The sequence below is a fragment of the Brevibacillus sp. RS1.1 genome, assembly GCF_013284365.1.
Lineage (GTDB): Bacteria > Bacillota > Bacilli > Brevibacillales > Brevibacillaceae > Brevibacillus > Brevibacillus brevis_D.
This window is the reverse complement of record NZ_JABSVA010000012.1, coordinates 1-13,210: the sequence shown is the minus strand read 5'-3', so window position 1 is coordinate 13,210 and position 13,210 is coordinate 1. Positions and strand designations below refer to the sequence as shown.

Annotated in this window: 14 protein-coding genes and 1 riboswitch; of the genes, 10 read left to right on the top strand and 4 right to left on the bottom strand. The window is 47.0% G+C overall.

Translation table 11 applies throughout. The features are described from left to right. Positions 1-40: 40 nt before the first annotated feature. A riboswitch (FMN riboswitch) is annotated at positions 41-196 on the top strand. Between the two features lie 233 nt (positions 197-429). Next, entirely contained in the window at positions 430-1,041 is a 612-nt protein-coding gene (locus HP570_RS25450) for an ECF transporter S component (RefSeq protein ID WP_012684787.1), read from the top strand. Positions 1,042-1,354: 313 nt separating this feature from the next. Continuing rightward, positions 1,355-2,821, top strand: a complete 1,467-nt coding sequence (gene proS / locus HP570_RS25445; protein WP_173627558.1) for a proline--tRNA ligase — start codon at positions 1,355-1,357, stop codon at positions 2,819-2,821. Positions 2,822-2,872: 51 nt separating this feature from the next. On the opposite strand, the gene HP570_RS25440 is transcribed toward proS, so the two are convergent. After that, the gene (locus tag HP570_RS25440; RefSeq protein WP_173627557.1) at positions 2,873-3,511 is read right to left on the bottom strand and encodes an HAD family hydrolase; all 639 of its coding nucleotides are present in this window, start codon (positions 3,509-3,511) and stop codon (positions 2,873-2,875) included. Positions 3,512-3,574: 63 nt separating this feature from the next. Continuing rightward, positions 3,575-4,192: a winged helix-turn-helix domain-containing protein gene (locus tag HP570_RS25435; protein ID WP_173627556.1), complete on the bottom strand. Its 618-nt coding sequence runs from the start codon at positions 4,190-4,192 to the stop codon at positions 3,575-3,577. Between the two features lie 156 nt (positions 4,193-4,348). Here HP570_RS25435 and bcp point away from each other — a divergent pair, with 156 nt between their 5' ends. Genes bcp through HP570_RS25415 form a run of 4 tightly spaced genes read left to right on the top strand, consistent with a single transcriptional unit; the run spans position 4,349 to position 7,252 of the window. After that, complete coding sequence (gene bcp, locus HP570_RS25430) at positions 4,349-4,819, top strand: thioredoxin-dependent thiol peroxidase (RefSeq protein ID WP_048031450.1); 471 nt, start codon at positions 4,349-4,351, stop codon at positions 4,817-4,819. Positions 4,820-4,854: 35 nt separating this feature from the next. Continuing rightward, the gene (locus HP570_RS25425; RefSeq protein WP_173627555.1) at positions 4,855-5,907 is read left to right on the top strand and encodes a M42 family metallopeptidase; all 1,053 of its coding nucleotides are present in this window, start codon (positions 4,855-4,857) and stop codon (positions 5,905-5,907) included. A 9-nt stretch (positions 5,908-5,916) separates the two neighbouring features. Further along, entirely contained in the window at positions 5,917-6,678 is a 762-nt protein-coding gene (locus HP570_RS25420) for a class I SAM-dependent methyltransferase (protein ID WP_142498337.1), read from the top strand. A 25-nt stretch (positions 6,679-6,703) separates the two neighbouring features. Next, positions 6,704-7,252 carry a cob(I)yrinic acid a,c-diamide adenosyltransferase gene (locus HP570_RS25415; protein WP_007728750.1) on the top strand — a complete coding sequence of 183 codons (549 nt, stop codon included), beginning with the start codon at positions 6,704-6,706 and terminating at the stop codon, positions 7,250-7,252. Positions 7,253-7,291: 39 nt separating this feature from the next. Here the strand turns inward: HP570_RS25415 and HP570_RS25410 are convergent, their stop codons facing one another. Further along, entirely contained in the window at positions 7,292-8,203 is a 912-nt protein-coding gene (locus tag HP570_RS25410; protein WP_173627554.1) for an SDR family oxidoreductase, read from the bottom strand. A 118-nt stretch (positions 8,204-8,321) separates the two neighbouring features. Here HP570_RS25410 and nth point away from each other — a divergent pair, with 118 nt between their 5' ends. The 3 genes from nth (at position 8,322) to HP570_RS25395 (ending at position 11,600) form a co-directional block, all read left to right on the top strand. Beyond that, entirely contained in the window at positions 8,322-9,005 is a 684-nt protein-coding gene (gene nth, locus HP570_RS25405) for an endonuclease III (protein WP_173627553.1), read from the top strand. Between the two features lie 154 nt (positions 9,006-9,159). Beyond that, positions 9,160-9,594, top strand: a complete 435-nt coding sequence (perR, locus tag HP570_RS25400; RefSeq protein ID WP_012684796.1) for a peroxide-responsive transcriptional repressor PerR — start codon at positions 9,160-9,162, stop codon at positions 9,592-9,594. A gap of 272 nt (positions 9,595-9,866) precedes the next feature. Further along, positions 9,867-11,600, top strand: coding sequence for a glycosyl hydrolase family 18 protein (locus HP570_RS25395; protein ID WP_173627552.1), 1,734 nt, complete (start codon positions 9,867-9,869; stop codon positions 11,598-11,600). A 93-nt stretch (positions 11,601-11,693) separates the two neighbouring features. Here the strand turns inward: HP570_RS25395 and HP570_RS25390 are convergent, their stop codons facing one another. Beyond that, positions 11,694-12,068, bottom strand: coding sequence for a YgzB family protein (locus HP570_RS25390; RefSeq protein ID WP_012684798.1), 375 nt, complete (start codon positions 12,066-12,068; stop codon positions 11,694-11,696). Positions 12,069-12,185: 117 nt separating this feature from the next. Here HP570_RS25390 and HP570_RS25385 point away from each other — a divergent pair, with 117 nt between their 5' ends. Further along, positions 12,186-13,046, top strand: a complete 861-nt coding sequence (locus HP570_RS25385; RefSeq protein ID WP_012684799.1) for a hypothetical protein — start codon at positions 12,186-12,188, stop codon at positions 13,044-13,046. The last annotated feature ends 164 nt before the right edge of the window (positions 13,047-13,210 follow it).

The following is a 13,210-nucleotide window of genomic DNA, read 5'->3' as shown; positions in this document are numbered from 1 at the left end:
AAATCAAAAAACAGCAGTATAATATGCTGTATACAACTACACATTCCTTCGGGGCAGGGTGAAATTCCCGACCGGCGGTGATCATGCTTTATGCATGTTAAGCCCGCGAGCCTCCCGAGCTGATAGGTAGCGACGGAGTGCAGGATCTGGTGTGATTCCAGAGCCGACAGTACAGTCTGGATGGGAGAAGGATGACGACAGTACGTTTATCACACGTGCTTGTTTGCCTGTGCAAACGGGATGAGAACGTAGAGGCCAGCCCTCTTGTTTCTTGTACCTTTTATTTGCGCATGGTTTGTCATACGCTTGCAAATGCCCTGTGGAACTTTTAGCCACAGGGTTTATTCTGTTTGTGTAACAAGACGTGTGAGCTTACAACGACTGTTGCCATTCCTCAAGAAGGAGTAGAACAATGAGGAGATGGTAAACATGAAAGAAACAGCGCTGCATTCTTCGCGCACACGTGCAACCCAAAAGCTGGTGACGATTCCCATGCTGGCGGCGGTTGCATTTATTCTGCAGTATCTCGAGGTTCCTGTTCCGCTGATGCCAAGCTTTTTGAAGCTCGACTTCAGTACACTCCCGGCATTGATCGGGGGGCTCATGTACGGACCTGTAGCTGGCGTTATTATCGAGGTACTGAAAAATACACTGCATATGCTCTTCAAAAATACAGACGGTCTGTTGATCGGTGAGCTCGCAAATGTCGTAGCAGGATCAAGCTTTATTTTTGCGGCTGTCTACATGCAGCGTCTCGGCCAAGGCAAAAAGGGCTTCCTGACTGGTCTGGCTCTAGGGACGATTTTGATGACGATAGTCATGGCTGTAGCGAATGCTTATGTGCTGTTGCCTGCGTACGCTGTGCTATATCAAATGCCGATTGAACAGCTCTTGTCCATGTTCAATGCGACAAGTATCTGGTCATTGGTTCTGTACGGAATCGTACCATTCAATCTTTTCAAAGGTGTTATGATTTCAGTGGTTGCATATCCGATCTACGTGAAGCTCGGCTCCCGAATCGCTGCGCGAACCAACAATTGACAACCACGACATGACTCGCTAATATGTTTACTTAATAGAAAGTCAGAAAAGGCTATGAAAGGACCCGCAGCTATACCCACGTGACAGAGAGTCGGCCCTAGTCTGGAAGGCTGATACGTAAAGGATAACTGCACCCCATCCTGAAGCCGCTGGTGAAGAACTGAGCCGGATGCCCACCGTTATCGGGTTATTGAGAGGGCTATGGCGTATGCTGTAGTCAATCAGGGTGGTACCGCGGAAGTTAATCCTCCGTCCCTTTTTGGGATGGGGGATTTTTTGCATTTTACGTAAGAACAAAAAGGAGCGTAGACGGATGAAAGAGGACAAAGCGTTTGTAAAAGAAATTACACCGCAATCGGAGGATTTTTCGCGTTGGTACATTGATGCCATCAAAAAGGCGGACTTGATGGACTACACACCAGTACGCGGCTGCATCGTGTTCAAGCCGGATGGCTTCGAGCTATGGGAGCGAATTCAAGAGGCGATGAATAAGCGCTTCAAGGAGACAGGGCATCGCAATGCCTATTTCCCGATGCTAATCCCCGAGTCTTTCTTTCAAAAAGAAAAAGAGCATATCGAGGGCTTTAATCCCGAGCTGCCTTGGGTAACAGAGGCCGGAGGTGAGCCGCTAGAGGAAAAGCTCGCGCTACGTCCAACCTCAGAGACGATCATCGGACATATGTATAGCCAATGGATTCAGAGCTATCGCGACCTGCCTGTATTAATCAACCAGTGGGCAAACGTGTTTCGTTGGGAGAAGCGGACGATGCCGTTCTTGCGGACATCAGAATTTCTTTGGCAGGAAGGCCACACGGCACATGCGACAGAGGAGGAAGCTCGTCAGGAAACGATGCAAATGCTAGAGATTTACCGAGAGGTCGTCGAGCAGGAGCTAGCCATTCCGGTTTGGAAGGGACAAAAAACACCAAGTGAACGCTTTGCTGGTGCTGTCGACACGTATTCCATTGAAGCGATGATGAAGGATGGCAAAGCAGTGCAAGCGGGCACCTCGCACTATTTGGGCGATAAATTCGCACGCGGCTTTGAAATCAAGTTTTTGGATCGTGACAATCAGTTCAAGTACGTTCACACCACATCATGGGGAACCTCTACGCGACTGATTGGTTCGATGATCATGGTGCATGGCGATGACCGCGGTCTCGTGTTGCCACCTCGCATGGCTCCGACACAAGTGATTATGATCCCAGTCGGTCCGATGAAGCTGCGCGAGAAAGTCATGGAGGCGTTTGATCCACTCTTTGACGAGATTAAGGCTGCAGGTGTGCGTGTCCGTGCTGATCTTCGCGAAGAAACGCCAGGCTGGAAGTTCAATGAATGGGAAATGCGCGGGGTTCCTCTGCGTCTGGAGCTCGGTCCGCGTGACGTGGAAAATGGTCAAGTAATTTTGGCTCGACGAGATACAGGAGAGAAGGTGACGGTTTCACTTGAAGGTATCGCGCAAACAGTTGTTCAACTGTTGGAAGAGATTCAGCAAAATATGTTCCAAAAAGCGCTAGCCTTTCGGGATGAGAACTCCCATTTGAGGATCGATACACTGGAGCAGCTATCCGCTCATATTGCCAAAAACGAGAGCGAAAACAAAACGAGTGGATGGGTGTTAGCTGGCTGGTGTGGGGATGATGCTTGTGAATCGAAGATCAAGGAAGAAACGAAGTTCACCTCCCGCAACATCCCGTTTGAGCCTCCTGTACAAAAGAAAGCCTGCATTTGCTGCGGCAAAGAGTCACAGCATAGTGTCTGGTTCGGTAGGGCGTATTAATCAAACAAAGGGTGTGTCCACGCTTTGGCGCAGGGCATACCCTTTTTTCATCTAGCGTCCGAGTATCCAATCAGTAAAAGCTCGAACATCCGTAAAGTGGTAATCAGGCTCGGGAGCGAATTTTCCCGACTTTTGTGTAACCAAAAGCCAATCCACACCGACTGTTTGCAAACCAGCGGCACGACCAGCCAACACATCGGCATCACTGTCACCAACAAAAATGGTGTTCTCCGGTGTAGCGCCTAGTTGTTTCATAGCGGTAAAAATCCCCTCTGGGTGTGGCTTCGGATCAGTGACCTCATCCCCTGTGATTACGACGGAAAAATACTTGTCTAATCCCCATTCTCGGAGGGAGATATCAGCGCTTTTGCGGCCTTTTCCTGTCACGATCCCCATTTGGATACCGGCTGTGTGTAGTTCATCGAGCATGTTTCGGATATTTTCCGGGTTTTGTATACGGGAGTGTTCATCTGTGTATACACGATAAAAATGAGCGAGGGCGTTGTCATGCACATGGGAGGGCAGCTTGTTTTGCAAAATGCCTGTCTCTGTGGGGCCAAAGAGAGCTACAATTTGCTCGTCGGTATAATGCTCTTGTAAAAACTGCTGAAAGGTAGAGCGAAAAGCGGTGAAGATCAAGGGGAGAGTATCGGCAACTGTGCCGTCGAAATCAAACAAGATTGTCCGCATGGGAGTCCTCCTTTGATTAGAAAATAAAAGAAAACCATCGTATCTGATGGTTTTCCTGGTGACTTACTCATCCGAATCATCAAAAGGATCATCTGAATCATTTGTTGGGTCAGCTGGAGTCAATGGGAACAGGGTGTCGAAAAACTTGAATTTTCGACGACCAGATTCCTTTTTGAACCCTTTGTACTTTTGCAACAGCTCAGAGATGTCTTCGACAAATTGATTACGTTCATCTTGACTTAAATAAAATTCAGTCAAATTATAAGCGAACGTATTTTTATACTCTTTCCTAACATCTTGGTCGCTTGCGACGAAGCGATTGAGAGTTCGCATGAGGTCCTTTTCCGTAGTACGAAACGGAGTGAACATGACATCACTTAATTGTTGAGCGTTTTCTTCGATCATCAATTGGAGCTTGACCTGAATGACCTTGGCAACAGGCTCATAATATTTCTCCACAATGGAGCCTTTTACCCGGGTATCCACTTGCTCGAGCAGCCCAACACGCACGAGCTCCTTCACATGGTAATGTAGCCGTGCAGCATTTTCGCCTAGTTCTGTAGCGATTTGTTTGGCCGTTCTGGGCTCCAAATCTTCAAAGAGTTCCAAAATTTTAACCCGTTCCGCTATAGCAAGCGATTTTAGCGCTTCTGGATCTGTTACTTCATAAAACTCTTTCATGCGAATTCACCATCCAACTGACTAGGCCAAATTTTATTTTTTTTTATTCTATCCTTTTCTGAATCAAAGCGCAACTTGTATGCGGATGAAGTCACTACTAGATTGTGGTAAAATGGGACCAGCAAAAACAGGATATTATCGAGAGGAGGGAAAAGTTTGACGGCAGTAGGACAAGCTGCACCTGCATTTACTTTGCAGGCGAGCGACAATCAGACCCTCTCACTTTCCCAATTTCATGGTCAAAATGTAGTACTCTATTTTTATCCGAAGGACCAAACGCCGACATGTACCACAGAAGCATGTGATTTCCGTGACTTCCATTCGGGCTTTGCTGAGCTGAATACAGTTGTTCTCGGAATCAGTCCGGATTCTGTGAAATCGCATGATAAATTTATCGCGAAGCACGAATTACCTTTTCCACTTTTGGCCGATCCGGATCACCAAGTGGCTGAGGCTTATGGTGTGTGGGTGTTGAAGAAAATGTACGGAAGAGAGTACATGGGTATAGAACGCACCACGTTCGTCATCGACAAAGAAGGCAACATCGCAAAGGTATGGCCAAAAGTAAAGGTCAAAGGACATGTGCAGGAAGTGCTTCAATTTATTAAGGAAGAGCTTCAATCCTAACGTTTATTTCGCAATGAGCGAATGGAGGAATACAGATGAGTGTATCCACGGAATATGTTGTACAAAGCTTTTGCCAATTGGCGAACATCCCAAGTCCATCCGGCAATACGGAAAAAGTAATGGCTTGGGTTGCACAAGAGTTAGAAAAGCTTGGCGTCTCTTGTAACCGGACAAACAAAGGGGCAATCGTTGCAACAGTAGCGGGGGCCAATAACGAAAAGGCAAGACTCTTGACCGCTCACGTCGATACGCTGGGCGCGATGGTAAAGGAAATAAAGAGCAACGGGCGCTTGAAGCTGACCTTGATCGGCGGCTTTGCATTCAATGCGATTGAAGGAGAGCACTGCGTTGTAGAGACTAGCAGCGGTCGTCTTGTAACCGGTACCATTTTGTCCACCAAAGCTTCCGTGCATGTTTACAGCTCAGAAGCGGGGAAAGCAGAGCGCAATGAGGCGAACATGGAAGTTCGACTGGATGAAAAGGTCACAAACAAAGAGCAAGTCCTTGCGCTTGGGATTTCCGTTGGAGATTTCGTCTCCTTTGATCCGCGAGTGACGGTAACGGATAGTGGCTTTATCAAGTCCCGCCATATTGACGACAAAGCAAGCGTAGCTGTGCTGCTGGGGGTTTTGAAAGAACTGAGTGAATCCGGCTTGAAGCTGCCTTACACCACGCACTTTTTTATCAGCAATAACGAAGAGATCGGCTACGGTGGCAACTCCAGCATCCCTGACAACGTGGTGGAGTACCTGGCTGTTGACATGGGAGCGATTGGGGACGGTCAGACGACAGATGAGTATTGCGTGTCCATATGTGCGAAGGATTCCACAGGACCTTACCACTACGGATTGCGTAGCCATCTGACCAAGCTCGCACAAGCGAACGGTCTGAACTACCAAGTGGACATTTATCCTTACTATGGTTCTGACGCAAGTGCTGCGCTGAGAGCCGGATATGACGTTGTCCATGGCTTGATTGGACCGGGAGTAGATGCTTCCCACTCCCATGAACGTACACATAAAGAAGCGCTCGACAACACGGCAAAGCTCGTGATGGCCTACCTTCAATCGAAAGAAATGCAAGCATAGGAGGACCAGATGAGCAATATGTATCAATGGGCTGACTACTATGATCTCACGCAACGCGGTGTTACGGGTGATGTTGAGTTCTATCTGGAGCAAGCCAAGCTGGCAGGCGGAAAAGTACTGGATCTCGCTTGCGGCACCGGAAGAATCAGCATTCCGATGGCGCAGGCTGGCATCGACGTTACCGGAATTGACCTATCCCAGGATATGCTGGCAAGGGCTCAGGTAAAGGCTGAGGAACAAGGTGTGACATCCGGCTTAAAGCTATTGCAAGGGGATATGCGCGCCTTTGATCTGCAGGAGTCATTTTCACTGATTATGATTCCTTTTCGGTCGTTTTTGCACCTTTTGCATGTTCAAGAGCAAATGAAGGCATTGACGTGCATTCGCAAGCATCTGGCTCCAGGCGGGAAGTTCATCATGAACGTGTTTGTACCCAAGATCCATCATTTTTACGAGGAAAATGAAAAAATGTCCTTGCGTGGCACCTATCCACTCCCGTCAGGAGAAGAGGTTGCGATGTGGGATTACACCCGCTATGACCACTTTCAGCAACTGTCCGAAGTGACACGCATATACGAGCGTACGGATGCACAGGGAGTTGTGACGGAACGGGTGAAGGGCCGATTTACCCTCCGCTACATTTTCCCCGCGGAGCTCCATCATCTGCTTCGTTTAAACGGCTTGAAGGTCACACAACGATACGGTTCTTTTGCAAAGACGCCTTTTGATGCAAATAGCTCAGAATTGATTCTAGTCGCAGAGGCTTTGTAAACGGAACCTGTGGAGGGGATATGGAATGAAGATTTATACAAAGTCAGGGGATAAAGGTGAGACGTCACTGGTTGCAGGTGTCCGCGTGCCTAAGTTTGCGGACCGTGTAGAGGCATACGGTACTTGCGATGAAGCCAACTCACAGATTGGATTGGCACTGGCTCTGTTGCCTGCGACAGAAGAATGGAAGGAATTGCAGGATGTGTTCCATGTCATTCAGACAAAGCTGTTCCATGTAGGAGCTGAGCTTGCGACGCCAGAAGGCAAGAAGGTCGGTTGGCCGATTGCGGAAGAGGACGTTACTTTTCTGGAAGAGCAAATTGACATGCTAGATGCAAAGTTGCCGCCGCTCACCAATTTTATTTTGCCTGGCGGACATCCAGCTGCGGCTGCCTTCCATGTTTCGCGTACGGTCGTCCGACGTGCAGAGCGCAAAGCTGTTCATGTGGCACAGCAGGAGCAGGTAAACCCGTCCGTGGTCAAATACCTCAACCGTCTGTCCGATTATCTGTTCGTTGTGGCTCGTCATATTAATAAAGAGACAAGTGCAGTAGAAAAAACACTGCATGAATAGGCAAAAGCCCCCTGGGATCAAGCAGGGGGCTTCCGCTTTTTATTTGGTACGCAGGTAAGTGGTGATTCCCGGCAGAAAATCGATTTTCTCTGTATGAAAAGTGTCGTAGAGAAGCTTTCCATCCTTACATGCGTTTCCTTCTAGCAGCATAGTGAGCTGCGTGTTGGTAATCGGGAAAAATGGAAATCTCTCCATCATATTTACCACAGGCTTCATGAGAGCGAGGGGAATGTGGATTTTATTGACCTTTCGTTTTCCAATGGCCTCGCCAATCGTATCGAGAATTTGTCCGTAGGAGAGCCGTTCGGGTCCACCTGTTTCGTAGGTTTGATTGGTTGATTCCGGTCTGCTCAAGGCTTGGACGAATACATCCGCCACCGTCTTGCGAGCAACTGGCTGCAAAGGATAGGAGCCATCACCAATGACTGGTGTGACAGGTAACCGGACCAGATCGGCGAGCATGTTCACGAATTCATCCCCAGGGCCAAAAATAACAGATGGACGGAAAATGACGTATGGAATACCGCTTGTTTGCACAAGCTGCTCTGCTTCGTATTTGGTTCGGTGATAGGCGCTCGTGGCGTTTTTGCGTGCACCAAGAGCACTCATATAGACAATGCGCTTGATTCCAGCTTGCTTGGCGGCGTCCAGTACATTTTTTGTACCTTCTACATGGATACGAGAAAAGCTAATGCCTTTCCCCGGTTGTTCGCGAATAATTCCAACGAGGTGGATGACAGCGTCGCAGCCATGCATCGCTCTCATCAATGATTCTTTATCAAATAGATCGCCAGTTGCTTCCGTAACACGTGGATTGGCGGTTTCGGTGAAGGGAAGCTTACCTGTTGAACCAGCTCTGGTGAGGCAAACCGTCTCATATCCTTCTGCCTGCAAGCGCTCGAGTATACCCTGTCCAACAAAACCTGTGGCACCAGTCAGGAATACTTTCATGGAAAACCTCCTCCCGTTAAATACTTCCAGATTCATTGTACAACAGTTGCAGTCTGCGGTGCTATCGATCGCTGTGTTGACCAAGGCGGTATAATGTAGGGAAAAGGGGGATATATTTATGGCACAACGCAAAGTACCTGTGGCCGACATTTTGGATAATTTGCAGCAGCTTTATCCGGATGCGCACTGTGAATTGAATTATACAACCCCGTTTGAACTTCTCATTGCGACCATTCTTTCGGCCCAATGTACAGATAAACGGGTGAATGAGATTACCGCACCCATGTTCCAGCAACTAAACCAGCCGGAGCATTATCTTCATTTGACACAGGAAGAAATGGAAGAGCATATAAAAGGGCTTGGGTTGTATAAGAATAAGAGTAAAAACATTTTAGAGACCTGTAGAATCTTGTACGAAAAATACAATAGCGAAGTTCCACAAACGCATGCCGAGCTCGAAGCATTGCCGGGGGTAGGGAGAAAGACTGCAAATGTCGTTTTGTCTAATGCATTCGGGATTCCGGCGATCGCGGTGGATACGCATGTATTTCGCGTAGGAAACCGGTTAGGCCTTGCGAATAGCGACAATGTGGACGAAGTGGAGCGGCAGCTTATGAAGCGCATTCCGAAAGAGAAGTGGACGGATGCCCATCATTGGCTAATCTGGCACGGCAGACGCATATGTTCGTCGCGCAATCCACAGTGCAGTAGCTGTACACTTCAATCCAAGTGTAAGTTTGCACAGGCTGAAGCCAAAAAAGCCAAAAAACCTGCAACCAAAAAGCCTGCAAAAGCAAAGTAAAAAACTTGATTTTCCACTTCTTTCTGTTCAAATCGAATGAATGGATATTGACAGTTTTCGCCGACTAGACGTACACTTATTTATAGTAATTCTAATCAATGACATTAGAGAAGCTTGTTCTTTTGTCTTGCGAAAGACTGTGGGGTGTAACAAGATGGTACAACGTGTGGAGAAAGCTGTTGAAATCCTGAAGAATACCGGGGTTCGCATGACACCACAGCGCCATGCAATTTTGACCTATTTGCTGGAAACGATGACTCACCCGACGGCTGACGAAATATATAAAGCCCTTGAAGGCAAATTCCCGAATATGAGCGTTGCAACGATTTACAACAATCTACGAGTCTTTAAAGATGCTGGATTGGTTACAGAGCTCACTTACGGGGATGCGTCCAGCCGATTCGATGCCAATGTGGAAGAAGATCATTATCACGCGATCTGTACCACCTGTGGGGCAATCAGTGACTTCCACTTTCCGTATTTGCGGGATGCAGAAGTAGCTGCTTCCAAGGACATCGGCTTCAAAGTAACCGGACATCGTATGGAAGTTTATGGCGTTTGTGATTCCTGTCAAAAGAATCCCCACTAAGAATGTATTTGATGGATGAGCACCTCCTGCTTGAATCGGATAATCCCGGTGATGCAGGGGGTGTTTGTTTTTGGAGGACATAACCCTTTCTGTCGATATCTGTAACCTTTTGGCTTCTCGTACGTCTTCTTTTTGGTAGAAGCTTGTCCGTGAATTACCAGAATACAAAAGGTTGTGAATGTATTGAACCAACGCTATGATCGAAATAATGAGTCAAATCATACAGCCCAAGTCAGAAGACAGGCTTATGTACCGGGAAGCAGGTGGAGATTATGAGCAGGGAGTCAGGTAGAGCTCTGCGACCAAGACGAAGAAAAAGAAGGGCTTTTGGCAGGCTGTTTTTGTTAAGCTTTTTCTTGTTGGCTATTTTTGGCAGCATTTACTGGTTTTTTGTACTCCGTGCCTCAACTGAGCATGTGCAGCCGTATGATGGTGATAAAAATGTGATTGTATACGAAGGCTCGCGGAAAGAGTCTACGTATATATTGGAATCAGAGCAAATATTGTTGCCCTTTGATTTCATTAAAGAAAACATTGATCCAGCGATTTTTTGGGATGAACCTACACGTTCCGTTATCGTCACGACGAAGGATAAGGTGCTTCGGATGGAGAGCGGAGAAGTTGTCGCTTATCTGAACAAAAAACCTGTGGATTTACTCGTTCCGGTGAAAGAGGTCGACGGCACACGCTATGTCCCTTTAGATCCTTTGGAAAAGCTGTACCCGTATTCTTTTGAGCGAAAAGCAGACACGGGTGTTCTGGTCGTCGAAAAAGAGGGCTATGAAATTCAGCAAGCGAAAGTAATCGCTGCGGAGGAAAAACAAGCAGTCCGTACTGGTGCTTCTCACCGAACTCCGATTGTAGCAGAGCTGTCTGCGGGTGAAGTTGTCGACGTTCTTGGCAAAAAGGAAAACTGGTATCACGTTTTGACGGCTTCGGGAGTAGGTGGATTCATTTCAGAGAAAAGTATTGGAATGACAGATGTGCGCAAAGTCCAGCTGGAGCACACGACTGCTACCGGACAACAACACGCTGCTTGGAAGCCTGAGGGAAAGATCAACCTCGTATGGGAGCACGTCGTCAGTAAAAATCCGGATGTTTCAAAAATTGGTGCATTACCAGGGGTAAATGTAGTTTCACCTACTTGGTTTGAAATGAAGGATGCAGAAGGAAAACTATTGAATAGGGCCGACCCTGCATACGTCAAATGGGCCCATAAGAGAGGCTACAAGGTTTGGGGGCTTGTTACAAACGGGTTTAATCCAGATTGGACCAAGTCCGTTCTCAGTAGCTATGACAAGCGAGATCAATTAATTGCCCAGCTTCTGTACTACGCTCATCTATACGATCTCGATGGCATCAACATCGATTTTGAAAACGTGTATTTAGAAGAGAAAGAGGAGCTCGTACAGTTTGTTCGCGAGCTGACGCCGTATCTCCATCAGCAAGGACTGACTCTTACCATAGATGTGACGATCAAGTCAAACGCGAAGCAATGGTCCATGTTCCTGGATCGGAAAGCGTTGGCCGAAGTCGTCGATTATGTTGCAGTGATGACGTATGATGAGCATTGGGCAGCGAGTCCAAAAGCTGGTTCCGTCGCATCATTGCTATGGGTGGAGCGGGGCTTGCAAGGAGTGCTGGAAGAAGTCCCTAACGAAAAACTGTTGCTGGGTGTGCCGTTTTACACACGCTTATGGACGGAAGCGAAGCAGGCCGATGGAACCGTGAAGGTGAGTTCCAAAGCTTATTCTATGACGAAAGCGCAGGAATGGATCAACGAACGCAAGCTGACGCCAGTTATGGATGAAGCTTCAGGTCAACATTACGTGGAGTATAAAGACCCGAATGATGGCAATGTCTATAAAATGTGGATAGAAGATGTGACGTCAATGAAGAAGCGTATGGAGATCGTTAATAAGTATGACTTGGCGGGTGTGGCTTCTTGGCGCAGAGGTTTTGAGGTGCCGGAGATCTGGCAAGCAATTGACGAGACTCTGAAATAAAAGACAGACAGCTTTCACGAAAGAAAGCCACCTGCACCCCGAATGCTGGGGAATTGGCAGGTGGCTTTTTACGTATAGTTGAAAGGAATCATATTATGTCTGGTTTTGCTGAGGATGTCCGTCTTCTAGGCGTAAAGGTTGTCCACAAAACATACAGGCGTCTTCTTTTCCCAACATCTTCGTGACTTTTTGGCATGAAGGGCATTGCACCTGTGGAGCTGAAGTGGAGACCATCCCGGAAATCATAAACAAGACTGTACTGCCCATTGTCAGAATGAACCCGATGATCAAAAGCAGCGTCATAAAAATGTAAGAGCCTTTTAAGAGGTTTCCAAGTAAAGGAATAAAGTCCAAATAACCTGCAAAAAATGCGTACCCTGTATACATCAGCAAAATGCCGATTACCATGCTCCAGTTGCCCCATGTGCGCATGCGTTTGATCTTGCTCAGGCGTTCTGTATTTTTCATGATCATTCCTCCTACCCTATAGTATAGCATACAAAGGATTTGTCTGTTGACAAGCAGGAAACCGACAAGACTTGTAGAATCCATAAGTTCAACCCAGGGGGCAGGGAGGAACAGGGCATGACTTTAAGGCAGACGTATCTGGAAAATCTCCAGCAGCGTTTGGATGTGCAAGCGGTGCTTGTTTTAAATGATTCGGATATGCTAGTCCCATTTCGCGAGGGAATCTTTTATTTCGTCGTAGTAAATGAGCCCCAAGCAGATGGTAAAATCCGTCGCATGCTATTTCAGGAACAAGTGATCATCGAGCAGCAAATCAGCACGTGGCAACTGGAGAAGGGAGCCATTTGCGGTTTGGATGAACGACTTGCCGAGATGCTTCGAAGGGCAGAAATTGTTTGGGACAATGAGCATTATATGAAACAAATGAAGCTGCGCCTGGCTAGTTTGTCATCTTCTCTTCAGAAAAAACATATCTGTAAGGAGTATTCCCAAATCCTTCGTTTTTTTCACGAGACAAAAGAGTTTTTGCAGCAAGGTATGATGCTGGATGCACATCACTCTGCCATTCAAACGATTCACTATTTGGCTCGTCTCATTGTGTATGAAGCGGGAGATCATCCTCAGCCAGCTTTATGGACGCAAGTCAAACAGATAGATCCTTCTATATATAAGTTGTATGAGGAGCTGTCTTTTAATGCGGAAGCATTGGAGAAGCGAATTGAACTACTTGTGCTGGCAATTGAATTTTGGATCGCATCCAGAACAAAGGAATCTGTTCGATACCTGGTTGAGCTCATGGAGACGAAATCAGGGCCTTGGCGTTTGGAAGAGCTGATGAATCATCCAATGATTCAAGAAGCAGAAATCGAGATTCCTCTTGTGATAGATAAGATGCTTCAGCGCTTGTTGATTCAAGAGATTGTATGCAAGGATGGGGAAAAGGGCGACAGAGAAACAGGTTTTATTTTAATGGGATAAAAAACTTTTCAATTAGTGTTGACTTTCGTTTGTGATCCGTGCTATATTAACAAACGTCGCTGCTGCGCTAACGCAGTAAGGCTGAGAAAAAGTTTTAAAAAACACTTGATTTTATAAGTGGTTATGTGATAAATTAAGAAAGTCGCCTCTGGGCGTTGAAACAA